This window comes from Photobacterium sanguinicancri (assembly GCF_024346675.1).
Taxonomy (GTDB): Bacteria; Pseudomonadota; Gammaproteobacteria; order Enterobacterales; family Vibrionaceae; genus Photobacterium; species Photobacterium sanguinicancri.
Window position 1 is genome coordinate 3493288 of sequence record NZ_AP024850.1, and the last position, 26327, is coordinate 3519614.

Genomic DNA, 26327 nt, shown 5'->3' on the forward strand with positions numbered 1-26327 from the left:
GATGGCAACGCAACAATTCAGTAACTTACTGGATCGTGTGCGAGCGTGCACGATCTGCCAGGATCATCTCAGTCATGGTGTACGTCCGATCATTCAAGCAAGCCCGAAAGCCAAGCTTCTGATCATAGGGCAGGCGCCGGGTCTTCGCGTGCATGAAAGTGGCATTCCTTGGAATGATCCCAGCGGTGAGCGATTACGCCGCTGGCTCGATCTGCCATCTGAAATATTCTATGACGAGACACAAATCGCCATTGTTCCGATGGGCCTTTGCTATCCAGGTAAAGGGAAATCCGGTGACTTACCGCCACGACCAGAATGTGCACCGCTTTGGCATCCGCAACTATTGCCAGCCCTGCCCAATGTGGGCATGACATTACTGATTGGCCAGTATGCGCAGAATCATTACCTCAGTGATAAACCAAAGACCCTGACAGAAACCGTCAAGCAATGGCAAACATGGGCACCCCGCTATTTACCTTTACCCCATCCATCACCGCGCAATACGCTATGGCTAAAACGTAATCCCTGGTTTGAAGATGAGGTGGTGCCTTATATTCGTGATTACGTCCACCAGCATCTAAAACTGTAACCGTTTACCTTGCCATAAAAAAAGCCCACACCGTAAACGGCATGAGCTTCTTAATCGTCTCTATAATAACGCGTGCCTCAAACGGCAAGGGTTAAGCAAAGCGTCAGCGTACTATTTGTGGTACGGCTTCGACAGCTCGTGGACCGCGTCAACAAACACACCTGCATTTTCAGGCGGCACATCAAGGTGGATGCCATGACCAAGGTTAAACACGTGGCCTGTACCTTCATCGCCATATCCTTCAAGGATAGAAGCCACTTCTTGGCGAATACGCTCAGGCTGGGCGTAAAGCATTGAAGGATCCATATTGCCTTGTAGAGCAACTTTATCACCAATGCGCGCTTTCGCATCTGCGATATTAATCGTCCAGTCTAGGCCAACCGCATCACAACCTGTCGCTGCAATTTGCTCTAACCACATACCACCATTTTTGGTGAACAAGGTGACAGGTACACGACGACCTTCATTTTCACGGATCAGTGCATCAACAATTTTGTGCATGTAACGCAGTGAGAATTCGTTGTAATCGCGTGGCGTTAATACACCACCCCATGTATCAAATACCATTACAGATTGCGCACCCGCTTTAATTTGCGCATTCAGGTATTCAATCACGCTATCTGCTAGCTTATCAAGTAACAGGTGCAGGGTTTGTGGCTCTGCGTACATCATCTTCTTGATCTTAGTGAACGCTTTCGAGCTGCCACCTTCAACCATGTATGTCGCTAGTGTCCATGGACTACCAGAAAAGCCAATCAACGGTACTTCGCCTTGCAGATCTTTACGGATCTGACGAACGGCGTTCATCACGTATTGCAGCTCGCCTTCTGGATCGGGCAGGCCAATCTTCTCTACGTCTGCTTTACAGGTAATTGGGCGCTCAAATTTAGGGCCTTCACCCGCTTCAAAGTACAGACCAAGACCCATCGCATCTGGAATGGTCAGAATGTCCGAGAATAGGATCGCCGCATCCAGCGGGAAACGACGCAATGGCTGAAGGGTTACTTCACTTGCCAACTCAGCATTCTTACATAGCGACATGAAATCACCAGCGACGCTACGTGTTGCACGGTACTCTGGAAGATAACGGCCAGCTTGACGCATCATCCACACAGGGGTGCAATCTACAGGTTGCTTCAGCAACGCACGTAGGTAACGGTCATTCTTTAATTCGCTCATTTGAAACTCCATGGGTAAATTCTGTCGCGTATTGTATCACTCCCTAGCGGCAACAAAAGAGGGCAATTGTTAAGCAGATCAAGTTTACTGCAACATTCTCATTACTCTATTTGTGAGAACCCCACCAGACGTGATACAAAACGGACGTGCTAGCAATAATAACAACTACTTACTCTATAGAGAGTAATGATTCACACCTTTCCCTCCCATTGGAGGGTTTTTTTATATTTTCCGTTAGCACTTACACTTTAGGGTTATTCATTAACTCGAGTGATAACTCAATCAGATGCCGTGCAATCGTTCCCGCCGGGGCAACCTCGGGCATATTCTCTTTTGTCGCCCAAACCGCATCACTCAACTCGGTATAATCCGGTTTTAATTGACCACTTTGATAATCAGCCAAGAAGCCCATCATCACATTGGACGGGAATGCCCAAGGCTGACTACCAACATAACGAATATTGGCAACCGTTATCCCTGTTTCTTCTAGGACTTCACGCGCAACACATTGCTCTAAGGTTTCTCCCGCTTCGACAAATCCGGCGATAACGGTGTACATTCCCGTTTTATGGCGAGGGTGCTGAGCAAGTAGCAATTCATGCTCTCGGCGTACAGCAACAATGACACACGGTGAAACACGCGGATAATGCTGGCTACCGCACTGCTGACACACCATGGCTAATTCTTTTGTTCCAAGCACACATGTACCGCCACAGGCAGAACAAAAGCCTTGAGTGTGGAACATGTGAGATAGTTGCGTCGCACGCCCAGCTAAATCAAATAACGCAGGCGGTAACCCAAGTAATTCTCTTTGCGTGTAAAATCCTGAACTATCAGCACCTTCAGGTGCCTCTAACCAATACACTGGGCGATTGTCGTATTCACCAATCTTGACTGCCATATCAGCACCAAACGCCAACTCTTTAGCATCTAGCAGAGGAAGAGCCCCTTGTGTAAGGTAAAGCTTACGATCTTGTACTACACACCAATACGCTAATTCTCGTTTTTTTAACATCAATGTCACATCCATCCTTGCAGGGTTTCGTTTTTACTGGCAATCTAAACTTGATAACGGAATATTAATCCGCATACAAGGTTCTCTTTATTAAGAGTTTCATGGGTATAGTATCTTGTTAGGATACTGCTAGATCATGAGGGCATGATCATGTTAAGTAAATTTGAACAAGTAAAACAACAATGGGGCGGCACCAGCGATGTTATTGATCACTGGTTAATGTCACGTCAGCAGTTGCTCATTGATTACTGTAAACTTGCAGGGCTACCACCCTTTGATAACAGTAAAAATCAACTACCTGAAGCCTCTCAATTACAGCTCTTCTCACAGCAACTCGTCGATTATATCTCAGCTGGTCATTTTAAAATCTACGACATGGTAATGGCTCGTTGGAATGATACGGGGTATTCACCAACTGAAGACATTTCTCTGCTATACGCTAAAATCACCCAAACCACTGACCCATTATTAAACTTTGCAGATCGCTACTGTGATGCAGATGAAGCAAGCACCATGGATGATTTTGACCTGCACCTATCAGCAGTCGGTGAACTTATTGAGCAACGCTTTGCGCTAGAAGATCAACTTATCGAGCTCATTAGCGAAAGTCTGGCTTGCCCTCCGGGCGCCTAGTACTCATCATCGTCTTATATAAACGGTGAGGCAGCGATGCTGCTTCTCGTTGCGCCTGTCATATCTGAAATACTTCTCACGTGTTTCGTTGCCCTCCGCGAAACCACGTTAAGATACTCGCTGCTCCCTCTTAAAATACCCATATTAATACCCACACTGCCTCTCAATATAGGGATTAATATCAGAGCATTAACCACTTCCAGCCCCCCTCTTATTTCATTACAGATCCACACCTATCAAATATTCCTGATCGCCAGAAAACAAAAAGGCATCCCGGAGGATGCCTTTTTTATATCAATCAAGTATGAATACTATGATTAATCGTCGTTCAGACCCGCATTAAGCAGTGCTGCTAGATCTTGAGTCGCTTGCTCTTGATCTACTTGAGGCGCTACTGGCTCAAGCTCTGCATTACGCTCGTTCTGACGGCGCTGGTGGTAAGAGAAACCTGTACCCGCAGGGATCAGACGACCCACGATTACGTTTTCTTTCAGACCACGAAGCTCATCACGCTTACCAGAAACCGCAGCTTCAGTAAGTACGCGAGTCGTTTCTTGGAACGATGCAGCTGAGATGAATGACTCAGTCGCTAGCGATGCTTTCGTAATACCTAGAAGGTCACGAGAGAACGTTGCGATACGCTTACCTTCAGCTTCTAGCTGACGGTTTGCAATAGTCACACGAGAGAACTCAACTTGCTCGCCAGGTAGGAAATCAGAATCTCCAGCCACAACGATAGTTACCTTACGTAGCATTTGACGAACGATAGTCTCAATGTGCTTATCGTTAATCTTAACGCCTTGTAGACGGTAAACTTCCTGTACTTCGTTCACAATGTATTCTGCTACTGCGTGAACACCACGTAGACGTAGAATATCGTGCGGAGTTTCAGGACCATCGGCGATTACATCACCACACTCAACCTTCTCACCTTCGAATACGTTCAACTGACGCCATTTATGGATCATTTCTTCGTATGCGTTGCCTTCAGCAGGCGTGATGATTAGGCGACGTTTACCTTTCGTTTCTTTACCGAACGAAACCGTACCCGTGATTTCTGCAAGAATTGCAGGCTCTTTCGGTTTACGTGCTTCGAACAAGTCAGCTACGCGAGGTAGACCACCGGTGATATCTTTAGTACCACTTGATGCTTGTGGGATACGTGCAAGCGTATCACCGATACCAACCATTGCACCGTCTTCAAGCTGAACGATCGCTTTGCCAGGTAGGAAGTATTGTGCTGGCATTTCAGTGCCGGCGATCATTACATCGTTACCTTGCTCATCAACTAGCTTAACCGTTGGACGCATGTCTTTACCTGCACCAGTACGCTCAGCAGCGTCTAGTAGGGTAATCATAGACAGACCCGTTAGGTCATCAGTTTGACGAGAGATCGTCACGCCATCAATCATATCAACGAACTGGATACGACCAGCCACTTCAGTGATGATTGGCATTGTGTGCGGATCCCAGTTAGCGATTACATCGCCAGCTGCAACCAAATCACCATCGCCACGAGACAGGTGTGAACCGTAAGGTAGTTTATAGTTCTCTTTAGTACGGCCAAATTCATCAATGATGCTCATTTGAGACGCACGAGAAGTAATAACTAACTTACCATCGCTGTTTGTTACAAACTTAGCATTCTGTAGTTTCACAGAACCTTTGTTTTTAACTTGAATGCTGTTTTCCGCAGCTGCTGCAGATGCCGCACCACCGATGTGGAACGTACGCATCGTTAGCTGTGTACCTGGTTCACCGATTGATTGTGCAGCAACAACACCTACTGCTTCACCAGTGTTAACCAAGTGACCACGTGCTAGGTCACGGCCGTAACAGTTCTTACAACAACCGAAGTCATTTTCACATGTTACAACAGAGCGTACTTTAACTTGGTCGACAGAGTTCTCTTCCAGGATTTCACACCACTTCTCATCAAGAAGGGTGTTACGTGGAGCAAGAATTTCATCAGTACCAGGTTTGATAACGTCTTCAGCAACAACACGACCAAGAACACGATCGCCTAGTTGTTCTTTAACATCACCGCCTTCAACTAGTGGCATCATAGTGATACCAGCATGTGTACCACAATCATCCGCAGTAATTACTACGTCTTGTGCTACGTCTACTAGACGACGTGTTAGGTAACCGGAGTTCGCTGTCTTAAGTGCGGTATCGGCAAGACCCTTACGAGCACCGTGCGTAGAGATGAAGTACTGTAGTACGTTCAGACCTTCACGGAAGTTCGCAGTGATCGGCGTTTCGATGATTGAGCCATCCGGCTTAGCCATCAGACCACGCATACCAGCAAGCTGACGAATCTGCGCTGCAGAACCACGAGCACCAGAATCGGCCATCATGTAAACACTGTTGAACGATTTCTGTTGTTCTTCTTCACCGTCACGGTTAATAACAGTATCGAAAGACAAGTTATCCATCATCGCTTTAGCAACTTGCTCATTCGCTGTTGCCCAGATATCGATAACTTTGTTGTAACGTTCGCCAGCTGTTACTAGACCAGATTGGAACTGCTCTTGGATTTCAGCAACTTCTGCTTCTGCTTCTGCGATCTTAGTGTACTTCGCGTCAGGTACAACCATATCGTCGATACCAACAGACACACCAGATAGTGCAGCGTAAGCAAAACCTGTGTACATGATTTGGTCAGCGAAGACTACAGTGTCTTTCATGCCCAATTCACGGTAACAAGTGTTAAGCAGTTTAGAAATTTGTTTCTTACCTAGTGCTTCAGTGTTCACAAGATCGTATGAAAGACCTTTAGGAACAATTTGCCATAGGATTGCACGACCAACAGTTGTATCAACAAGCTTAGTATCAGCAACTAGGTTGCCTTGCTCGTCGTAGCTGTGCTCGGTGATGCGAACTTTAACGCGAGCGTGTAGTTCTGCGTTACCAGTACGGTATGCCTTTTCAGCTTCAGATGAGCCTTCAAGGTACATGCCTTCACCCTTCGCGTTGATACGATCACGCGTCATGTAGTAAAGACCCAATACAACATCCTGAGAAGGAACGATGATCGGATCACCAGACGCTGGCGATAGGATGTTATTGGTAGACATCATCAGTGCACGTGCTTCAAGCTGTGCTTCCAGAGTTAGAGGTACGTGTACCGCCATCTGGTCACCATCGAAGTCGGCGTTGTATGCCGCACACACTAGTGGGTGAAGCTGAATCGCTTTACCTTCGATTAGTACTGGTTCAAATGCCTGAATACCTAAACGGTGCAGTGTTGGTGCACGGTTAAGCATTACTGGGTGTTCGCGGATCACTTCGTCTAGGATATCCCAAACAACAGCTTCTTCGCGCTCAACCATTTTCTTAGCAGCTTTGATTGTCGTTGCTAGGCCACGAGTCTCTAGTTTGCCGTAGATAAACGGTTTGAATAGCTCAAGTGCCATCTTCTTAGGAAGACCACACTGATGCAGACGTAAGTATGGACCTACGGTGATAACAGAACGACCTGAGTAGTCTACACGCTTACCAAGCAAGTTCTGACGGAAACGACCTTGTTTACCCTTGATCATATCAGCAAGAGATTTCAGAGGACGTTTGTTCGAACCTGTGATAGCGCGGCCACGACGACCATTATCAAGCAATGCATCAACAGACTCCTGAAGCATACGTTTTTCGTTACGTACGATAATATCAGGTGCTGCAAGATCCAGTAGACGCTTCAGACGGTTGTTACGGTTGATTACGCGACGGTACAGATCATTCAAATCTGAAGTAGCGAAACGGCCACCATCTAGCGGTACCAACGGACGAAGATCCGGCGGTAGTACTGGAAGTACAGACAGGATCATCCACTCTGGGTTGTTACCTGACTGTAGGAATGCTTCTACAAGCTTAAGACGCTTGGTCAGTTTCTTACGCTTAGTTTCAGAGTTAGTTTCTTCTAGCTCTTCGCGCATGTTTTCGATTTCAGCATTTAGGTCCATGTTGCCTAAAAGTGCTTTAACCGCTTCTGCACCCATCTTCGCGTCGAACTCATCGCCCCACTCTTCAAGTGCATCCAAGTACTGCTCTTCTGAAAGCAGTTGGCTACGCTCAAGGTTGGTCATGCCTGGTTCGATAACGACATATGATTCGAAGTAAAGAACACGTTCGATATCACGTAGCGGGATGTCCATTAACAGACCGATACGAGATGGAAGTGACTTTAAGAACCAGATGTGAGCTACAGGTGAAGCTAACTCAATGTGACCCATACGTTCGCGACGTACTTTAGTCTGAGTTACTTCAACGCCACATTTTTCACAAATAACACCGCGGTGTTTTAGGCGTTTGTATTTACCACAAAGACATTCGTAGTCTTTTACCGGGCCAAAAATACGTGCACAGAAAAGACCGTCACGCTCAGGCTTAAAGGTACGGTAGTTGATGGTTTCTGGCTTTTTAACTTCACCAAAAGACCATGAACGGATCATGTCAGGTGAAGCAAGACCGATTTTGATTGCATCAAATTCTTCGGTCTTATGTTGTGCTTTCAGAAACTTAAGTAAGTCTTTCACATTCGGCTCCTGTGAGGAGTTGACCCATAAAGGCGCCAGTCTGCTGGCGCCTTCATATATATACCGGAGTAACTAATAAGGTTGGCTAATGCCTACTTATTCGTCTTCCAGCTCGATGTTGATACCCAACGAGCGGATTTCTTTCAACAATACGTTGAAGGATTCCGGCATACCAGGTTCCATACGATGGTCGCCATCGACGATGTTTTTATACATCTTCGTACGGCCGTTAACGTCATCCGACTTAACAGTTAGCATTTCCTGTAGAGTGTAAGCAGCGCCATATGCTTCTAGCGCCCATACTTCCATCTCACCGAAACGCTGACCACCGAACTGAGCTTTACCACCCAGCGGCTGCTGAGTAACAAGGCTGTAAGAACCGGTAGAACGGGCATGCATCTTGTCATCAACCAAGTGGTTAAGTTTAAGCATGTACATGTAACCAACAGTTACAGGACGCTCAAACGCATCACCGGTGCGACCGTCAAACAGTTTCAACTGACCAGATTCTGGTAGATCACCAAGCTTAAGCAGTTCTTTGATAGATTTCTCAGGAGCACCATCAAATACAGGCGTAGCAATTGGTAGACCTTTACGTAGGTTCTGAACCAGCGTACGTACTTCATCGTCAGATAACTCTGCGATATCAACGTTCTGACGAGTTTCGCCTAGATCGTAAACTTTCTGCAGGAAGTTACGGAACTTATGAAGTTCTTGTTGCTGTTTCAGCATCTCGTTAAGTTTGTCACCGATACCTTTCGCTGCAAGACCCAAGTGAGTCTCCAGGATTTGACCGATGTTCATACGAGATGGTACACCCAGTGGGTTCAGAACGATGTCGACAGTCTGACCTTTTTCATCGTACGGCATATCTTCAACAGGGTTAATCTTAGAGATTACACCTTTGTTACCGTGACGACCCGCCATCTTATCACCAGGTTGGATACGACGTTTAACAGCTAGGTATACTTTAACAATCTTAAGTACGCCAGGTGCTAGGTCATCGCCCTGTGTGATCTTACGACGCTTGGTTTCGAATTTCTTATCGAATTCAGCTTTAAGCTCATCGTACTGCTCTGCCAACTGTTCTAGTTGGTTTTGCAGGTTTTCATCGTCAAGCGTTTGTGCAAACAGCGTTTCGCGGTTCATTGAAGACATTTTATCTTCGCTGTAACCCGCAGAAAGAAGCAGTGTACGAACACGAGCAAGAAGACCACCCTCAAGGATCTGGAATTCTTCTGTGATGTCTTTCTTCGCTTCTTTCAGCTGCATTTCTTCGATTTCAAGCGCACGCTTGTCTTTTTCTACGCCATCGCGAGTAAAGACTTGAACGTCGATGATGGTACCAGACACTGAGTTTGGTACACGTAGAGAAGAGTCTTTAACATCAGACGCTTTCTCACCGAAGATTGCACGAAGTAGCTTCTCTTCTGGAGTCAGTTGAGTTTCACCTTTAGGTGTCACTTTACCTACCAGAATGTCGCCGCCTTTAACTTCCGCACCGATGTAAACGATACCTGATTCATCCAGCTTAGATAGCGCTGCTTCACCCACGTTAGGGATATCGGCAGTGATTTCTTCTGAGCCAAGTTTAGTATCACGAGCCACACAAGATAGTTCTTGAATGTGGATAGTTGTCAGGCGGTCTTCCTGTACAACACGCTCAGATACTAAGATGGAATCCTCGAAGTTGTAACCGTTCCAAGGCATGAATGCGATACGCATGTTTTGACCAAGCGCTAGCTCACCAAGGTCTGTTGAAGGACCATCAGCAAGAACATCACCACGTGCTACTGGCTCGCCAGGTAGTACAGTTGGACGCTGGTTAATACATGTGTTCTGGTTAGAACGGGTGTACTTCGTCAGGTTGTAAATGTCGATACCAGCTTCGCCAGGTACTAGCTCGCTTTCGTTAACTTTAACAACGATACGAGAAGCATCTACTGACTGAACCATACCGCCACGTTTAGCAACAGCTGTAACACCTGAGTCAACCGCTACGTTACGCTCGATACCAGTACCAACTAACGGCTTATCAGCACGTAGTGTTGGAACTGCCTGACGTTGCATGTTCGCACCCATAAGGGCACGGTTAGCATCATCGTGTTCAAGGAACGGGATTAGGGATGCCGCCACAGATACAACCTGGTTGGTTGCAACGTCCATGTATTGAACATGGTCACGTGGGTGCAGACCTGAATCACCTTTCTGACGCGCAGTGATCAGTTCGTCAGCAAAAGAACCGTCTTCGTTAAGCGCGGCATTTGCCTGTGCGATAACGTATTGACCTTCTTCGATTGCAGACAGGTATTCAATTTCTTCGGTAACTTTACCATCAACTACTTTACGGTAAGGCGTTTCAAGGAAACCATAAGGGTTACATTGAGCAAACGCTGAAAGTGAGTTGATTAGACCGATATTTGGACCTTCAGGGGTCTCGATTGGACATAGACGACCGTAGTGAGTCGCGTGTACATCTCGAACCTCAAAGCCAGCACGTTCACGAGTCAGACCACCTGGACCAAGCGCCGAGATACGACGTTTGTGAGTAACTTCTGATAGTGGGTTGTTCTGGTCCATAAACTGAGACAGTTGTGAAGAGCCAAAGAACTCTTTTACTGCCGCAGAAATTGGCTTAGCGTTAATTAGGTCTTGAGGCATAATTGCATCAAGATCGCCTAGGCTTAGACGCTCTTTAACTGCACGCTCAACACGTACTAGACCAACGCGGAATTGGTTTTCAGCCATTTCGCCAACTGAACGGATACGACGGTTACCAAGGTGGTCGATATCATCAACTTCACCACGGCCATTACGGATCTCGATCAATTTACGCATAACATCAATGATGTCGTGCTCGTCTAGTGTGCCTGAACCTGTTGTTTCGTCACGTAGCATTGAGCTGTTGAACTTCATACGGCCTACAGCAGATAGGTCGTAACGATCTTCAGAGAAGAACAGACTTTCAAACAGTTGCTCAGCAGCTTCACGTGTTGGTGGCTCGCCAGGGCGCATCATGCGGTAGATTTCTACTAGCGCACTTAGACGATCTGTTGTGCTATCAACACGTAGTGTTTCAGACATGTATGGACCAAAGTCTAGATCGTTAGTAAATAACGTCTCAATAGACTTGTGACCTGCCTGAGAAAGCAATGCTAATGATTCTAGGCTCAATTCCTGGTTAGCTGATACGATCAACTCACCAGTTTCTTCGTTCACGTAATCGCGAGCAGAAATTTTGCCTACAATGTATTCAACAGGTACTTCGATATGATCTACGCCGTCTTTGCCTAATTGGCGAATATGACGGGCAGTAATACGACGACCAGTTTCAACGTACACCTTACCGTTCGCTTCGATATCGAAGCTTGCAGTTTCGCCACGTAGACGATCAGGTACTAGTTCCATTACTAAAGCAGTGCCTTGAACTTCGAAGTTTACTTTATCGAAGAATAGGTCAAGGATTTCTTCAGTAGTTTTACCTAGAGCACGAAGAATGATAGAAGCTGGAAGCTTACGACGACGGTCGATACGTACGAATACGTTATCCTTAGGATCAAACTCGAAATCCAACCATGAACCACGGTATGGGATTACGCGTGCGTTATATAGCACTTTACCTGAGGAGTGGGTTTTACCCTTATCGCTGTCGAAGAAGACACCCGGGCTACGGTGCAGCTGGGATACGATAACCCTCTCGGTACCGTTAATAACGAATGTACCGTTATCTGTCATGAGCGGAATTTCGCCCATGTAAACTTCTTGTTCTTTGATGTCTTTTACGGTGCCAGCAGGCGCGTCTTTATCGTACATAACAAGACGTAGCTTCACGCGTAGTGGAGCTGAATATGTTACGCCACGAATCTGACATTCTTTAACATCGAAGACCGGCTCACCGAGACGATAGCTAACGTATTGCAGCTCGGAATTGCCGTTGTAGCTCTGAATTGGAAAAACAGAACGAAAGGCAGCTTCTAGACCGTAATGCCCTTCAGGATCCTGCTCGATGAATTTTTTAAAAGACTCAAGCTGGATCGACAGCAAGTATGGTATGTCCAACACTTGCGGACGCTTACCAAAATCCTTACGGATACGCTTTTTCTCGGTATAAGAGTAAACCATAGGTTCCTCAGATCGCTGATAAGTGATCCAAACTGTCCAACAATGGGACAGTGACTAATGACATTGTTTATTGTAGGAACAACTCTAAAGAATATAGAGCTGTTTTTTGCATGAATAATGGTTACAAAACAATGTGAAAATTACCATTACCCTACAGCGCAAAAAGGCCGGTGACATTTAGCCACCAGCCATTAGCCTAAAAAGGCTAAGAAATCAAATAATTATTTGATTTCAACAGAAGCACCAGCTTCTTCTAGCTGAGCTTTAAGAGCTTCAGCTTCAGCTTTATCTACGCCTTCTTTAACAGCAGCAGGAGCGCCGTCAACTACAGCTTTCGCTTCTTTAAGGCCAAGACCAGTTGCGCCACGTACAGCTTTGATTACTTGTACTTTTTGAGCACCAGCAGCTGTTAGGATAACGTCAAATTCAGTTTGCTCTTCAACAGCTTCTGCTGCTGCGCCGCCTGCTACAACTGCAGCAGCAGCAGTAACACCGAATTTTTCTTCCATAGCTTCGATAAGCTCAACAACTTGCATTACAGACATTTCTGCAACTGCGTCTAGGATTTGCTCGTTAGTGATAGACATAACAATTCTCTTTGAAATCAACAATTAATTTAATATAGCGTTCAGATAAAACAGGGGCAATTAAGCCGCTGCTTCTTCTTTCTGATCGCGTACAGCTGCGATAGTACGTACCAGCTTGCCAGCTGAAGCTTCTTTCATGCACATCATTAGGCGTGCAATAGCTTCGTCGTAAGTTGGTAGTGTCGCTAGAACTTCTGCGTCAACAACAGCGCCTTCGAATGCGGCTGCTTTGAACTCGAAATCTTTATTCTCTTTAGCGAAGTCTTTAAAAAGACGCGCTGCAGCACCTGGGTGCTCATTAGAGAAACCGATTAGTGAAGGACCAACAAAAACGTCTTTTAGACATTCAAAATCAGTACCTTCAACTGCGCGGCGTGCTAGTGTGTTACGAACAACTTTCAGGTAAACGCCGTTTTCACGAGCTTGTTTACGAAGAGAAGTCATCGCACCAACTGCAACACCACGAGAGTCAGCAACAACTGCAGACAGGGCACCATTGGCAGCTTCGTTGACTTCAGCAACAATTGCTTTTTTGTCTTGAAGATTTAATGCCATTGGAATAGCTCCTGGATTTTTGCTGGGTTTCCCCAGTCATTACACCACTCACTGTCAGTATGACAGGAGAGTCTTTACGGCGCAGATCCAAGATAGATATACATCAATCATGTTCTGGCACCGTCTACGTAGGTAATATTAAGTTCTTAAAAAGAACGCCTACGGTCTTTGACGAAGGCTAATTATAAAATAATTAGCCTCAGCCATGAATTTGTGAACGCCAAATTATACATCAATTTGGCGTTTCTGCAAATTATTGTGCGTTAGTGTCCAGAGTATTCTGGTCTAGCGCTACACCTGCACCCATAGTGGTAGAGATGCTTACTTTCTTAACGAAAGTACCTTTAGCTGAAGAAGGCTTAGCTTTCTTCAGTGCAACGATAAGAGCTTCTAGGTTCTCTTTAAGTTGCGCAGCATCAAAGTCCACTTTACCGATAGTAGTGTGGATGATGCCGTTTTTGTCGTTACGGTAACGAACCTGACCAGCTTTAGCATTTTTAACAGCTTGAGCAACGTTAGGAGTCACAGTACCAACTTTAGGGTTTGGCATTAGACCGCGTGGACCAAGGATAGTACCTAATTGACCAACAACGCGCATTGCATCTGGAGATGCGATAACAACGTCAAAGTCCATTACGCCTTTCTTAACTTGATCAGCAAGTTCTTCCATACCCACTAGGTCAGCGCCAGCTTCTTTCGCAGCTTCAGCGTTTGCACCTTGTGTGAATACAGCAACACGGATATCACGACCAGTACCGTGTGGTAGCACAGTTGCGCCACGTACGTTTTGGTCTGATTTACGTGCATCGATACCAAGGTTAACAGCAACGTCAACACTTTCAGTAAATTTCGCAGTAGCTAGTTCTTTAAGAAGAGCAACAGCTTCGTTGATGTCGTACTCACGAGCGATATCAACTTTTTCGCGGATTACGCGCATACGTTTAGTAAGTTTTGCCATTGTCTTAACCCTCTACCACTAGACCCATTGAACGAGCAGTACCAGCAATCGAACGCTTCATAGCTTCGATGTCAGCACCTGTCATGTCCGCAGCTTTAGTTTCTGCGATCTCTTGGATCTGAGCGTCAGTTACAGTACCAACTTTCTCAGTGTTCGGACGGCCAGAACCAGACTTAACGCCTGCAGCTTTCTTAAGAAGAACTGCTGCCGGTGGAGTCTTAGTGATGAACGTGAAAGAACGGTCATTGTATACTGTAATAACAACAGGAGTCGGTAGACCTTTCTCTAGAGAGTCAGTCTTAGCGTTGAACGCTTTACAGAATTCCATGATGTTAACGCCGTGTTGACCAAGTGCTGGACCAACCGGTGGACTAGGGTTTGCTGCACCAGCTGCAACTTGCAGCTTGATGTACGCTTCTACTTTTTTAGCCATTGCTATATACCTAAATTTGGGTTCAAACGTCTGTTTCTTAAAAAACAGACTCCCCGTCTAACGAAAGGGCGCGAAATTATAATGCAATTTCACGCCCCTGACAATATCGTGCTGATTGTTTTTTGATCAGCTTTTTTCCACTTGACCGAATTCTAGCTCAACTGGCGTTGCGCGGCCGAAGATCGAGACAGATACCTTAATACGGCTCTTATCATAATCAACTTCTTCAACTGTACCGTTAAAGTCAGCAAATGGGCCATCATTAACGCGTACCACTTCACCTGGTTCAAAGACCGTTTTGTGAATTGGTGACTCACTCGCCTTCTCTAGACGATTAAGGATTGCCGCGGCCTCTTTATCAGAGATAGGCGATGGGCGATCAGACGTTCCGCCGATGAACCCCATTACACGAGGAATACTACGCACCAAGTGCCAGCTTTCATCATTCATCACCATTTGTACAAGTACATAGCCTGGGAAGAACTTGCGCTCGCTTTTGCGGCGCTGGCCTGCACGTACTTCAACCACTTCTTCTGTAGGTACTAAAACCTCATCAAATAGGTCTTCCATACCATGCATTTTGATATGTTCACGTAGTGATTGTGCCACACGGCCTTCAAAACCAGAGAAGGCCTGAACAACATACCATCGTTTTTTTGGAGCTTCGCTCATGAACTTTTACCTCACACACCGGTAACTAGGCGGACTAGACGGACCATAATGCCGTCAATGCCCCATAGGGCTAACGCCATAACAACAGTGACAGCTAGAACGATAAAGGTTGTCTGCGTAGCTTCCTGACGAGTAGGCCATACCACCTTGCGGACTTCCATGCGCGACTCACGAGCAAACGTAATCGCGGTTTTACCTTTCGCTGTAAGTGCAGCAACACCGGCAGCAGCAGCAACAAGTACTACTACAGCGCCTGCGCGCAACACTACAGAAACATCACTGTACAGGTAATTACCAACCACAGCGGCAGCGAGCAGCGCAATAACGACAACCCATTTAAGGCCATCCATATTGCTTGAGCTGCTTGGGTTTTCGGCATTCGCTTTCATACAACCAACCTGTAACTAGTCTCAATATAGACGAAAATCACCCCGCAAAAGCGAGGCAAAGAAAATGAAATTAAACGTTAACTTATTAATTAACGAACAGAAAATTTCATCTCTGCAGAATTTCTCTCTGCGTACAACGGCTAAAAAACATGCAATTTAAACGTTTAACGCAGAAAAAGGGCATCAAATGATGCCCTTTTTAGTACCGTGTCGTCAAATATTATTCAACGATAGTTGCAACAACACCAGCACCAACTGTACGGCCACCTTCACGGATAGCAAAACGTAGACCTTCATCCATCGCGATAGGTGCGATTAGAGTAACAGTCATAGAGATGTTATCACCAGGCATTACCATTTCTACGCCTTCAGGTAGTTCGATAGTACCTGTTACGTCAGTTGTACGGAAGTAGAACTGTGGACGGTAACCTTTGAAGAAAGGAGTGTGACGACCGCCTTCATCTTTAGAAAGAACATAGATTTCTGAAGTGAAAGTAGTGTGTGGAGTGATTGAACCAGGCTTAGCTAGAACTTGACCACGTTCAACTTCATCACGCTTAGTACCACGTAGAAGAACACCAACGTTCTCACCAGCACGGCCTTCGTCAAGAAGTTTACGGAACATCTCAACACCAGTACAAGTACTAACAGTAGTCTCACGGATACCGATGATAGCTACTTCGTCACCTACAGTGATGATACCTTGCTCAACACGACCAGTTACAACAGTACCACGGCCTTGGATTGAGAATACATCTTCGATTGGAAGGATGAACGGCAGATCAATAGCACGCTCTGGTTCTGGGATGTAAGAATCTAGTGCTTCTGCTAGCTCAACAATCTTGTCTTCCCACTGTTGTTCGCCGTTTAGAGCGCCAAGAGCAGAACCCATGATTACTGGGCAATCATCGCCAGGGAATTCGTATTCAGAAAGAAGTTCACGAACTTCCATTTCTACTAGTTCTAGTAGCTCTTCATCATCAACCATGTCACATTTGTTCATGAATACGATGATGTAAGGGATACCAACTTGACGACCAAGAAGGATGTGCTCACGCGTCTGTGGCATAGGGCCATCAGTTGCAGCAACAACTAGGATACCGCCGTCCATTTGAGCAGCACCAGTGATCATGTTTTTAACGTAATCGGCGTGTCCAGGACAGTCAACGTGTGCATAGTGACGGCTTGGAGTATCGTACTCAACGTGAGAAGTTGAGATTGTGATACCGCGCTCGCGCTCTTCAGGAGCGTTATCGATAGATGCGAAATCTTTAGCAACACCACCGTACACTTTTGCAAGTGTAGTACAGATAGCAGCTGTTAGAGTTGTTTTACCGTGGTCAACGTGGCCGATAGTACCAACGTTAACGTGCGGTTTTACGCGTTCAAATTTTTCTTTAGACATGGATAGTCCCTCTAGGCACGGTATTTGGTGGCATTACGACCACACAACCAATCATGGGTTTGTAGAGTATATATCAAATGTTTGAGAGTAACTTGGGAGGAGTGGTGCTAATAGGCAGAGTCGAACTGCCGACCTCACCCTTACCAAGGGTGCGCTCTACCAACTGAGCTATATCAGCACACAAAAGTGTGGAGCGGGCAGCGGGAATCGAACCCGCATCATCAGCTTGGAAGGCTGAGGTAATAGCCATTATACGATGCCCGCAAAACTCGTAACTCGTAGAGCTATTCAAACGTTTGAAAATGGTGGAGGGAGATGGATTCGAACCATCGAAGGCAGAGCCGACAGATTTACAATCTGTTCCCTTTGGCCACTCGGGAACCCCTCCAGGGGTGTAGCAAAAAACTGGTGCCGACTACCGGAATCGAACTGGTGACCTACTGATTACAAGTCAGTTGCTCTACCTACTGAGCTAAGTCGGCGTAATTGCTGCGCATTCTAGTGAATGCGTATAAATCTTGCAATACCTTTTAGTGATTTTTTCTGCTTTTTTTAGTGACTGTTTATTTTATAGCCACTAACGGCATTTTGCATAAAGAGCGAGCCCTTCAAGTACCAACTCAGATTTATGTCGGTAATGCTTCGCCCATGAAACGGGCAAATGACGAACACCACCACCACATAAAATCACTTCAGGCTCCGCGCCTAATCTGTCTTTTGCTTGTTTGAGGCCGTATTCAATCAATCCAAGTAACGCAGCTCTACAGCCGTTTTTAAGACCATCGGCTGTATTATCGGAGAACGTTAATGTTTCACTGTGTTCACGATCTGAAAATACTTTAGTCGTATTTTCTAATACTGACTTCATCATTAACTGGTAACCAGGAGCGATCCAACCACCGAGATGTTTCCCGTCGTCAGACATCACATCGAATGTTAGAGCGGTACCGATATCGACAATGACTGTTGGCTTTTTGAATTCTTGACGAATAGCAACCAGCGTCAACCAGCGATCAACGCCCAGATATTGGTACTCAGCATAGGCATTTTTTACACCAAAGTCTTTACGCAGTGTTTTAACTTGAAGCACTGGTATATTGGCCAGCTGCGCGATACGTTGAATGGAGTTATCGACTTCAACAGGACCAACACTCGCGAAAACAATCCTGTGAATTCCGTTTTCTAGCAGGGGTTCTAATACCATTTCTAGCTTTTTGCTAGGATAGCGTCCTAATAATTCCAGTTCGCCAGTTTGAAATAATTGGGCCACTTTCACATAAGTGTTACCCGCTTCTATTAGTAATTGCATCAACAACCTCTGAGGCTGATTTCACCACCGATATAAGGCGTTACACCCTGCTCGGTTTCTAGTAATAACCCACCCTGTTTATCGATACCGCGGGCAATTCCTTCGACCACACGCTCTCCAATCAATAACTTTACAGGGCGATTCAAAAAATTATCGTACTCATTCCAGCGTTCGACAAAACCTGCAAGACCAACTTGCTCATATTCCAATAACGTTTGCTGAAGCTGGGCGATCAAATTAGCTGCGAGTAAATTCCGCGAAGGTAAGCTCTCACACGCATCAGCTAAATTCGTCCATAGTTGATCGATATGCTCACCTTCACGATCTGGCATTGCTATATTTAATCCCATCCCAATGACTATATGCGCAGCATCACCCGCCTGCCCTGTCATTTCAGTCAGGATCCCAGCTAACTTTTTGTCCTGAAAGTACAAATCATTTGGCCATTTTAGCTTAATACTCTGCGCACCAAGAGAGGTCAATGTGTCAGCGATGGCAATACCAACAACGAGGCTTAATCCCATCGCTGCAGCCATCCCTGCATCGAGACGCCAATACATGGACAAATACAAGTTACTACCAAAAGGCGATAACCATTGTCGACCTCGACGCCCTCGCCCGGCCTGTTGGTACTCAGCCAAACAAACCGAACCACTTGGTAATTGACCTACACGATCCAGTAAATACTGATTGGTAGAATCAATAACAGGAAGCAAGCTTAAGTGTGAGCACTTTACCTGAGCCAAAATCTTATCGCAATCAAGCAGTTCCAGCTCTTTAGCCAAACAGTAGCCTTTACCTTGCACTCGAAAAATATCTAAGCCCCAACTTTGCAGTGTTTTGATATGTTTACTAATTGCAGCTCGAGAGATACCAATAGCTTGGCCTAATGTCTCTCCCGAATGAAAAGAACCATCAGATAATGCACGTATAAGTGCCAAGCGTGTCGCATGCTCTTTCATCGTATAACCTCAGCCAAATGCGTTTCGGCTGTCGCTGACATGAAGCGCACCTCATGCTCTAAGAGAATGCCAAATTTCTGTTTTACCTGCTCAACAACATAAGCGGCTAGCTGTGTGACATCTTTCGACGTTGCTGTACCTGTATTGATCAATACCAAAGCTTGCTGCTGATGCACTTTTGCACCACCAATCTGATGTCCTTTCAGCCCGCACTGTTCAATCAACCAGCCAGCTGCGAGTTTACACTCCGTATCCGACACACCATAACTTGGTAAATTAGAGTAAGAAACCAAAATCTTGTCGCGCTGGGCAACAGCAATGACAGGGTTTTTAAAAAAGCTTCCTGCATTACCTATCACATTTGGATCTGGCAGTTTTTCTTGGCGGATACTACACACACGCTCGAAAATATCACGGGCAGTCACAAAGTCGCTCTCTAGTTCAGATAGTGGACCATATGATAACTTCGGCTGCCACTGCCGCTCTAGTAGCAATCCAACAGCAATTATGGCTTTATTTTCTTTATGAGCATGCTTGAAAATAGAATCTCGATATCCAAATAAGCACTGACTATTAGATAAGCGTTGCTGCTCTCCGGTGACAAGGTCAAGCACATCAACATATTCACAAACATCTTTTAGCTCAACACCGTAAGCGCCAATATTTTGAATAGGCGACGAACCAACACAACCAGGGATCAACGCTAAATTTTCTAAGCCAGGCATATTATTATCAACCGTCCATTCAACCAGTTGATGCCAATCCTCACCCGCGCCAACATGAAGGTGAAAGCCCTGCTTCGATTCAGTAGTTGTGATACCTTTAATACGGTTAAGTACAACAACGCCTTGGAAAGGGACGGTAAATAACATATTACTTCCCTGCCCTAACAATAGCTTAGGTTGGTTCTGATACTCTTCACTCTGCCAAATTGAAAGTATATCCGTCGGGCTATTAGCCTCGATGATAACATCAGCGTTCACATCCAAATGGAATGTATGAAAAGGGGCAAGCGACCTTTCTGGCAAAATATTCATGCGTCTATCGAACCATACCTTTGTATAATATTCGTTGCATTTTAACCGATTCATTCAATCAACGCAGTGTTTTCCCATGAGTAAGCTAAGTTTCCACATATTACAACCTATCCGCTTCCCTCTTATTAATCGTCTATACAAGAGCTACTACCCTGCAGGAAAAGCAAAGAGAGATGAAACAATATGGATCGGCGAAGATGAATCGAACATCGTATGTTGTGTTCGTTTCAAAGCAATCGAAGGTATTCAATTGCTAACAGGGATGCTTGTGAAACCAGATTTTCGAGGACAAAGAATCAGCGAGCAATTACTAGTAGCTACTATAGAACAAATTGAGGAACAACCATGCTACTGCTTTGCTTTTAGCCATCTTGTCACCTTATACCAGAAGGCTAATTTTGTTGTCATCAATGATAATGAATTACCCCACTTCCTTGCATCTCGATTCAAACGCTACAGTGATAGTGGTAAAAGCCTTGTACCTATGATTTATCAAAAACCTGCGTTAAGTCAGAACTAAGGCTAACTCTGCTATACATGTGATGGTGTTTAATCTTTTTCTGATATAATTGCCCATCAAATTAACAGATTTATATCGTATAGGCCGCGAAACGAGGCGATGATGGATTCAGCTACAGTCAATAGACAGCTCATTGAGCAATTACCACGTATTGCACACAAACCGGAAGACCTTGAAACCCTGCTAGATGCGGGTTCCTTTCGTGAACGTTTACTGAGTGAGATTGCACAAGCAAAACATCGCATTTATCTTGTGGCTCTTTATTTACAAGATGATGAAGCTGGCCGTAGCGTACTGCAAGCCTTATACGATGCTAAGCAAGCTAACCCAGAGTTAGATATTAAGGTCTTGGTTGATTGGCACCGCGCCCAACGTGGGCTAATTGGGGCTGAAAAATCAGATGGTAATGCAGCCCTATATCGTGAATTTGCGGAGAAACACCAATTCCAAATTGAAGTGTTAGGCGTCCCTGTTCGTAATCGCGAAGTCTTTGGCGTACTGCACCTCAAAGGTTTTGTGATCGATAATAGCGTGATCTATAGCGGAGCAAGTCTAAATGACATTTATCTTGCTCAGCATAATCGTTACCGCTATGACCGCTACCACGTCATTCGCAATCAACACTTAGCAAATAGCATGGCTAACTTTATCAGTAACGTGTTAGTTGATAGCGATGCCGTTAATTGCCTCAATCAAAAAAACAGACCTGAAACTAAAAACCTCAAGGGAGCTATTCGAAAACTGCGTGGCTCACTACAGCGTGCAAGTTACGAGTTTGATGCGGAAACGATTGATGACAATCAAGTAGGGTTAACCCCTCTCGTTGGATTAGGCAAACGAAAGAATAAGCTTAATCGCCATATCTGTACGCTTATTGCAAGTGCTCAAACAGAGCTGACAATCTGCACACCTTACTTTAACTTCCCTCGTAGCATTAGCAGTGAAGTTCGTAGAGCTATTCGTCGCGGTGTAAAAGTGACCATTGTTGTCGGTGATAAAACAGCGAATGACTTTTTCATTCCGCCCAATGAACCTTTCAAAACAATTGCAGGCTTACCTTACTTATACGAAGTGAACCTACGCAATTTTGCCAAACAAAATGAAGCAGCCATTGCACAGCGCCAACTTTCAATCCATCTATGGAAGCACAATGACAATAGCTTCCACCTTAAAGGTATTTGGGTCGATAAAAAGTACATGCTGATTACAGGTAACAACCTGAACCCTCGCGCTTGGAAGCTAGATCTTGAGAATGCCATTTTAGTACACGATAAACATCAACTTCTTGCTGAACAAAAACAGCAAGAGCTAGATCAGATCCTGACTCATACTTTACGCATTGATAGCTACAAATACATCGAGAAAATCGAGTCATACCCAGCGCCAGTTCGAAAGCTGATTAAACGAATCAAAACGATTAAAGCAGATCATATCCTTAATCAGATCCTATAATCGAAACTGCTAATTAACACGCAATTCAAAGGCCAGTGATATCACTGGCCTTTTTCTTTCCTGACTTTCGCTAACACCACCGACACAAGTGAAATGGAGGGGTATTGCGAGTCAAATTTATAGGAAGTAAAAGAGCAGCAAGAATTCTAGATGGGAAAATAGATCTTCTAAATTAAAAGCAGCCATACCGAACATCAGTGCGACCTCGACGTGTCAGGCCGCTAAGCTCGCCAATAAAAAGGCTAGCCCACTAAACTACCACACGAAACAAAGTCAACCGATGTCACCGATGTCACCGATGTCACCGATGTCACCGATGATATTGCGCAGGGAAAACGTTGAGAGTAAAGCCCGCGATTGCTGGAATATCGCAAGAGCTAACCTAGCTATTATTAAGAGGGTTCTGCGTTTTTAACAAGCAATAGACGTAAAAAAGCCCAAGTCGTAAGACTTGGGCTTAGTATCAGTGGCGGAGCGGACGGCAGTTGCCATACCTAACCTCACGTGTCAGGCCGCTTATCTCGCCAATCAAAAGGCTAACCCACTGAACTATCGCTCAGAGAGACCCTTTCATAACTTTCAGACGTAAAAAAGCCCAAGTCGTGAGACTTGGGCTTAGTATAAGTGGCGGAGCGGACGGGACTCGAACCCGCGACCCCCGGCGTGACAGGCCGGTATTCTAACCAACTGAACTACCGCTCCACACGGTGATAAACAGTTGCCTGTCTATCCGATAAATGTCGTTCAATACACTTATCTAAATTTGAAGCCTGGCGATGACCTACTCTCACATGGGGAGACCCCACACTACCATCGGCGCTATTACGTTTCACTACTGAGTTCGGCATGGGATCAGGTGGGTCCATAATGCTATGGTCGCCAAGCAAATTTGGTTTATCTTACGCCATCGGCGGAAGATACAATCTGGGAAAATCTAACTAGTTACAATATCGTTCTTAACACGCATTCAAGCGTTATGGAGTCCGTAAAACCCCTTGGGTGTTGTATGGTTAAGCCTCACGGGCAATTAGTACAGGTTAGCTCAATGCCTCGCAGCACTTACACACCCTGCCTATCAACGTCGTAGTCTTCGACAACCCTTTAGAGACCTTAAAGGTCTAGAGATGACTCATCTTGAGGCTCGCTTCGCGCTTAGATGCTTTCAGCGCTTATCGATTCCGAACGTAGCTACCGGGCAATGCTATTGGCATAACAACCCGAACACCAGCGGTTCGTCCACTCCGGTCCTCTCGTACTAGGAGCAGCCCCTCTCAATCATCTAACGCCCACGGCAGATAGGGACCGAACTGTCTCACGACGTTCTAAACCCAGCTCGCGTACCACTTTAAATGGCGAACAGCCATACCCTTGGGACCGACTTCAGCCCCAGGATGTGATGAGCCGACATCGAGGTGCCAAACACCGCCGTCGATATGAACTCTTGGGCGGTATCAGCCTGTTATCCCCGGAGTACCTTTTATCCGTTGAGCGATGGCCCTTCCATTCAGAACCACCGGATCACTATGACCTGCTTTCGCACCTGCTCGAATTGTCATTCTCGCAGTCAAGCGGGCTTATGCCATTGCACTAACCTCACGATGTCCGACCGTGATTAGCCCACCTTCGTGCTCCTCCGTTACTCTTTGGGAGGAGACCGCCCCAGTCAAACTACCCACCAGGCACTGTCCGCACCCCCGATTAGGGGGCGACGTTAGAACATCAAGCATACAAGGGTGGTATTTCAAGATTGCCTCCACATCATCTAGCGACAATGCTTCAAAGGCTCCCACCTATCCTACACATGTAGGGTCAATGTTCAGTGCCAAGCTGTAGTAAAGGTTCACGGGGTCTTTCCGTCTAGCCGCGGGTACACAGCATCTTCACTGCGATTTCAATTTCACTGAGTCTCGGGTGGAGACAGCGTGGCCATCATTACGCCATTCGTGCAGGTCGGAACTTACCCGACAAGGAATTTCGCTACCTTAGGACCGTTATAGTTACGGCCGCCGTTTACCGGGGCTTCGATCAAGAGCTTCGACCGAAGTCTAACCCCATCAATTAACCTTCCGGCACCGGGCAGGCGTCACACCGTATACGTCATCTTTCGATTTTGCACAGTGCTGTGTTTTTAATAAACAGTTGCAGCCACCTGGTATCTGCGACTCCCAGCAGCTTAGAGAGCAAGTCTCATCACCGCGAGGAGCGTACCTTCTCCCGAAGTTACGGTACCATTTTGCCTAGTTCCTTCACCCGAGTTCTCTCAAGCGCCTTGGTATTCTCTACCTGATCACCTGTGTCGGTTTGGGGTACGATTGCTTATAACCTATCGCTTAGAGGCTTTTCCCGGAAGCATGGCATCAATGACTTCATCACCGTAGTGACTCGACATCGGGTCTCAGCCTTAAGATAGTCCGGATTTGCCTAAACTATCAGCCTACACCCTTGAACTTGGACGACCGTCGCCAAGCCCACCTAGCCTTCTCCGTCCCCCCATCGCAGTTATAAGCAGTACGGGAATATTAACCCGTTTCCCATCGACTACGCCTTTCGGCCTCGCCTTAGGGGTCGACTTACCCTGCCCCGATTAACGTTGGACAGGAACCCTTGATCTTCCGGCGAGGGAGTTTTTCACTCCCTTTATCGTTACTCATGTCAGCATTCGCACTTCTGATACCTCCAGCAGCCCTTACAGACCACCTTCAACGGCTTACAGAACGCTCCCCTACCCAATATGAACAAGTCATATTGCCGCAGCTTCGGTGTATAGCTTAGCCCCGTTAAATCTTCCGCGCAGGCCGACTCGACCAGTGAGCTATTACGCTTTCTTTAAATGATGGCTGCTTCTAAGCCAACATCCTGGCTGTCTGAGCCTTCCCACATCGTTTCCCACTTAGCTATAACTTTGGGACCTTAGCTGGCGGTCTGGGTTGTTTCCCTCTCCACGACGGACGTTAGCACCCGCCGTGTGTCTCCCGGATAGTACTTACTGGTATTCGGAGTTTGCAAAGGGTTGGTAAGTCGGGATGACCCCCTAGCCTTAACAGTGCTCTACCCCCAGTAGTATTCGTCCGAGGCGCTACCTAAATAGCTTTCGGGGAGAACCAGCTATCTCCAGGTTTGATTGGCCTTTCACCCCTAGCCACAAGTCATCCGCTAATTTTTCAACATTAGTCGGTTCGGTCCTCCAGTAAGTGTTACCTCACCTTCAACCTGCCCATGGCTAGATCACCTGGTTTCGGGTCTAATCCTAGCAACTATGACGCCCAGTTAAGACTCGGTTTCCCTACGGCTCCCCTAAACGGTTAACCTTGCTACTAAAATTAAGTCGCTGACCCATTATACAAAAGGTACGCAGTCACCCAACAAGTGGGCTCCTACTGCTTGTACGTACACGGTTTCAGGTTCTATTTCACTCCCCTCACAGGGGTTCTTTTCGCCTTTCCCTCACGGTACTGGTTCACTATCGGTCAGTCAGGAGTATTTAGCCTTGGAGGATGGTCCCCCCATGTTCAAACAGGATATCACGTGTCCCGTCCTACTCGTTTTCACTAATAATGCGTTGTCGGTTACGGGGCTATCACCCTGTATCGCTGTGCTTTCCAGCACATTCACCTAACGCAAGACTGGCTTAAGGGCTAATCCGATTTCGCTCGCCGCTACTCTCGGAATCTCGGTTGATTTCTCTTCCTTCGGGTACTTAGATGTTTCAGTTCCCCGAGTTCGCCTCGTTACGCTATGTATTCACGTAACGATACGTGCTTATGCACGTGGGTTTCCCCATTCGGAAATCCCAGTCTCAAGTGATTTTTACTATCTAAACTGGGCTTATCGCAAGTTAATACGTCCTTCATCGCCTCTGACTGCCAAGGCATCCACCGTGTACGCTTAGTCACTTAACCATACAACCCCAAGAGGTCTGTATGTTCAAACAACCAAGGTTTTATCGTCACTCATTTCCGATCAAGAAAAATGAGGACA

At 46.0% G+C, this 26327-nt stretch carries 18 protein-coding genes, 5 tRNA genes and 2 rRNA genes; 4 read left to right on the plus strand and 21 right to left on the minus strand.

The genetic code is table 11. The features are described from left to right. Nucleotide 1: 1 nt before the first annotated feature. Entirely contained in the window at nucleotides 2-589 is a 588-nt protein-coding gene (locus OCU87_RS16075; RefSeq protein WP_261857552.1) for a uracil-DNA glycosylase family protein, read from the plus strand. 111 nt (nucleotides 590-700) lie between these two features. On the opposite strand, the gene hemE is transcribed toward OCU87_RS16075, so the two are convergent. Together hemE and nudC are read right to left on the minus strand one after the other, a co-directional pair. Beyond that, the gene (gene hemE / locus OCU87_RS16080; protein WP_261857553.1) at nucleotides 701-1768 is read right to left on the minus strand and encodes a uroporphyrinogen decarboxylase; all 1068 of its coding nucleotides are present in this window, start codon (nucleotides 1766-1768) and stop codon (nucleotides 701-703) included. 241 nt (nucleotides 1769-2009) lie between these two features. Further along, a complete protein-coding gene (gene nudC / locus OCU87_RS16085; protein WP_094956257.1) occupies nucleotides 2010-2783 on the minus strand; it encodes an NAD(+) diphosphatase in 774 nt (257 codons plus the stop codon). 150 nt (nucleotides 2784-2933) lie between these two features. Here nudC and rsd point away from each other — a divergent pair, with 150 nt between their 5' ends. After that, nucleotides 2934-3416, plus strand: coding sequence for a sigma D regulator (gene rsd / locus OCU87_RS16090; protein WP_094956280.1), 483 nt, complete (start codon nucleotides 2934-2936; stop codon nucleotides 3414-3416). A 317-nt stretch (nucleotides 3417-3733) separates the two neighbouring features. Here the strand turns inward: rsd and rpoC are convergent, their stop codons facing one another. The 16 genes from rpoC to murB form a co-directional block, all read right to left on the minus strand. After that, nucleotides 3734-7948, minus strand: a complete 4215-nt coding sequence (gene rpoC, locus OCU87_RS16095) for a DNA-directed RNA polymerase subunit beta' (protein ID WP_094956256.1) — start codon at nucleotides 7946-7948, stop codon at nucleotides 3734-3736. A gap of 96 nt (nucleotides 7949-8044) precedes the next feature. Further along, on the minus strand, nucleotides 8045-12070 hold the full coding sequence (gene rpoB, locus OCU87_RS16100; RefSeq protein WP_094956255.1) for a DNA-directed RNA polymerase subunit beta: 4026 nt from the start codon (nucleotides 12068-12070) through the stop codon (nucleotides 8045-8047). Nucleotides 12071-12291: 221 nt separating this feature from the next. Beyond that, nucleotides 12292-12657, minus strand: coding sequence for a 50S ribosomal protein L7/L12 (gene rplL / locus OCU87_RS16105; RefSeq protein ID WP_062690104.1), 366 nt, complete (start codon nucleotides 12655-12657; stop codon nucleotides 12292-12294). Between the two features lie 60 nt (nucleotides 12658-12717). Continuing rightward, nucleotides 12718-13212, minus strand: coding sequence for a 50S ribosomal protein L10 (rplJ, locus tag OCU87_RS16110; RefSeq protein WP_006233765.1), 495 nt, complete (start codon nucleotides 13210-13212; stop codon nucleotides 12718-12720). A gap of 253 nt (nucleotides 13213-13465) precedes the next feature. Then, the gene (gene rplA / locus OCU87_RS16115) at nucleotides 13466-14170 is read right to left on the minus strand and encodes a 50S ribosomal protein L1 (RefSeq protein WP_094956254.1); all 705 of its coding nucleotides are present in this window, start codon (nucleotides 14168-14170) and stop codon (nucleotides 13466-13468) included. A 4-nt stretch (nucleotides 14171-14174) separates the two neighbouring features. Continuing rightward, the gene (rplK, locus tag OCU87_RS16120) at nucleotides 14175-14603 is read right to left on the minus strand and encodes a 50S ribosomal protein L11 (RefSeq protein ID WP_062690100.1); all 429 of its coding nucleotides are present in this window, start codon (nucleotides 14601-14603) and stop codon (nucleotides 14175-14177) included. Nucleotides 14604-14729: 126 nt separating this feature from the next. After that, nucleotides 14730-15275, minus strand: a complete 546-nt coding sequence (gene nusG, locus OCU87_RS16125; RefSeq protein WP_062690098.1) for a transcription termination/antitermination protein NusG — start codon at nucleotides 15273-15275, stop codon at nucleotides 14730-14732. Between the two features lie 11 nt (nucleotides 15276-15286). Beyond that, the gene (gene secE / locus OCU87_RS16130) at nucleotides 15287-15664 is read right to left on the minus strand and encodes a preprotein translocase subunit SecE (protein ID WP_094956253.1); all 378 of its coding nucleotides are present in this window, start codon (nucleotides 15662-15664) and stop codon (nucleotides 15287-15289) included. Between the two features lie 220 nt (nucleotides 15665-15884). Beyond that, a complete protein-coding gene (gene tuf / locus OCU87_RS16135; RefSeq protein ID WP_261857554.1) occupies nucleotides 15885-17069 on the minus strand; it encodes an elongation factor Tu in 1185 nt (394 codons plus the stop codon). A gap of 102 nt (nucleotides 17070-17171) precedes the next feature. Then, nucleotides 17172-17247 (minus strand) — tRNA-Thr (locus tag OCU87_RS16140). Between the two features lie 11 nt (nucleotides 17248-17258). Continuing rightward, nucleotides 17259-17333, minus strand: a tRNA-Gly gene (locus OCU87_RS16145). Nucleotides 17334-17372: 39 nt separating this feature from the next. Next, nucleotides 17373-17457, minus strand: a tRNA-Tyr gene (locus OCU87_RS16150). 18 nt (nucleotides 17458-17475) lie between these two features. Further along, nucleotides 17476-17551: transfer RNA gene (locus OCU87_RS16155), tRNA-Thr, on the minus strand. A 95-nt stretch (nucleotides 17552-17646) separates the two neighbouring features. Then, nucleotides 17647-18378 carry a type III pantothenate kinase gene (locus OCU87_RS16160; RefSeq protein WP_094958699.1) on the minus strand — a complete coding sequence of 244 codons (732 nt, stop codon included), beginning with the start codon at nucleotides 18376-18378 and terminating at the stop codon, nucleotides 17647-17649. After that, entirely contained in the window at nucleotides 18378-19340 is a 963-nt protein-coding gene (gene birA / locus OCU87_RS16165) for a bifunctional biotin--[acetyl-CoA-carboxylase] ligase/biotin operon repressor BirA (protein WP_062690222.1), read from the minus strand. The genes OCU87_RS16160 and birA overlap by 1 nt, the downstream gene beginning before the upstream one ends. Further along, nucleotides 19337-20377 (minus strand): UDP-N-acetylmuramate dehydrogenase, encoded by a 1041-nt coding sequence (murB, locus tag OCU87_RS16170; protein ID WP_261857555.1) that lies wholly within the window; start codon nucleotides 20375-20377, stop codon nucleotides 19337-19339. Before murB ends, birA begins: the two co-directional genes overlap by 4 nt. 76 nt (nucleotides 20378-20453) lie before the next feature. Between murB and OCU87_RS16175 the strand changes: the two genes are divergently transcribed. Both OCU87_RS16175 and pssA read left to right on the plus strand, forming a co-directional pair. Then, nucleotides 20454-20897 (plus strand): GNAT family N-acetyltransferase, encoded by a 444-nt coding sequence (locus OCU87_RS16175; RefSeq protein ID WP_261857556.1) that lies wholly within the window; start codon nucleotides 20454-20456, stop codon nucleotides 20895-20897. Nucleotides 20898-20999: 102 nt separating this feature from the next. Continuing rightward, complete coding sequence (gene pssA, locus OCU87_RS16180) at nucleotides 21000-22349, plus strand: CDP-diacylglycerol--serine O-phosphatidyltransferase (RefSeq protein WP_094958702.1); 1350 nt, start codon at nucleotides 21000-21002, stop codon at nucleotides 22347-22349. A 625-nt stretch (nucleotides 22350-22974) separates the two neighbouring features. On the opposite strand, the gene OCU87_RS16185 is transcribed toward pssA, so the two are convergent. From OCU87_RS16185 to OCU87_RS16195, 3 genes are all read right to left on the minus strand, one after another. Then, nucleotides 22975-23051, minus strand: a tRNA-Asp gene (locus OCU87_RS16185). A 66-nt stretch (nucleotides 23052-23117) separates the two neighbouring features. Then, nucleotides 23118-23233, minus strand: a 5S ribosomal RNA gene (gene rrf / locus OCU87_RS16190). 122 nt (nucleotides 23234-23355) lie between these two features. Next, a 23S ribosomal RNA gene (locus OCU87_RS16195) occupies nucleotides 23356-26248 on the minus strand. Nucleotides 26249-26327: the final 79 nt, after the last annotated feature.

Excerpts from the sequence above, each read along its gene's own strand:
- birA (WP_062690222.1), bottom strand. The coding sequence starts at position 19,340 with ATGAAAGAGCATGCGACACGCTTGGCACTTATACGTGCATTATCTGAT.
- rplA (WP_094956254.1), bottom strand. The coding sequence starts at position 14,170 with ATGGCAAAACTTACTAAACGTATGCGCGTAATCCGCGAAAAAGTTGAT.
- hemE (WP_261857553.1), bottom strand. The coding sequence starts at position 1,768 with ATGAGCGAATTAAAGAATGACCGTTACCTACGTGCGTTGCTGAAGCAA.
- OCU87_RS16175 (WP_261857556.1), top strand. The coding sequence starts at position 20,454 with ATGAGTAAGCTAAGTTTCCACATATTACAACCTATCCGCTTCCCTCTT.
- secE (WP_094956253.1), bottom strand. The coding sequence starts at position 15,664 with ATGAAAGCGAATGCCGAAAACCCAAGCAGCTCAAGCAATATGGATGGC.
- tuf (WP_261857554.1), bottom strand. The coding sequence starts at position 17,069 with ATGTCTAAAGAAAAATTTGAACGCGTAAAACCGCACGTTAACGTTGGT.
- OCU87_RS16075 (WP_261857552.1), top strand. The coding sequence starts at position 2 with ATGGCAACGCAACAATTCAGTAACTTACTGGATCGTGTGCGAGCGTGC.
- rplL (WP_062690104.1), bottom strand. The coding sequence starts at position 12,657 with ATGTCTATCACTAACGAGCAAATCCTAGACGCAGTTGCAGAAATGTCT.
- rsd (WP_094956280.1), top strand. The coding sequence starts at position 2,934 with ATGTTAAGTAAATTTGAACAAGTAAAACAACAATGGGGCGGCACCAGC.
- pssA (WP_094958702.1), top strand. The coding sequence starts at position 21,000 with ATGGATTCAGCTACAGTCAATAGACAGCTCATTGAGCAATTACCACGT.
- nusG (WP_062690098.1), bottom strand. The coding sequence starts at position 15,275 with ATGAGCGAAGCTCCAAAAAAACGATGGTATGTTGTTCAGGCCTTCTCT.
- murB (WP_261857555.1), bottom strand. The coding sequence starts at position 20,377 with ATGAATATTTTGCCAGAAAGGTCGCTTGCCCCTTTTCATACATTCCAT.
- nudC (WP_094956257.1), bottom strand. The coding sequence starts at position 2,783 with ATGTTAAAAAAACGAGAATTAGCGTATTGGTGTGTAGTACAAGATCGT.
- rplK (WP_062690100.1), bottom strand. The coding sequence starts at position 14,603 with ATGGCTAAAAAAGTAGAAGCGTACATCAAGCTGCAAGTTGCAGCTGGT.
- OCU87_RS16160 (WP_094958699.1), bottom strand. The coding sequence starts at position 18,378 with ATGCAATTACTAATAGAAGCGGGTAACACTTATGTGAAAGTGGCCCAA.
- rplJ (WP_006233765.1), bottom strand. The coding sequence starts at position 13,212 with ATGGCATTAAATCTTCAAGACAAAAAAGCAATTGTTGCTGAAGTCAAC.
- rpoB (WP_094956255.1), bottom strand. The coding sequence starts at position 12,070 with ATGGTTTACTCTTATACCGAGAAAAAGCGTATCCGTAAGGATTTTGGT.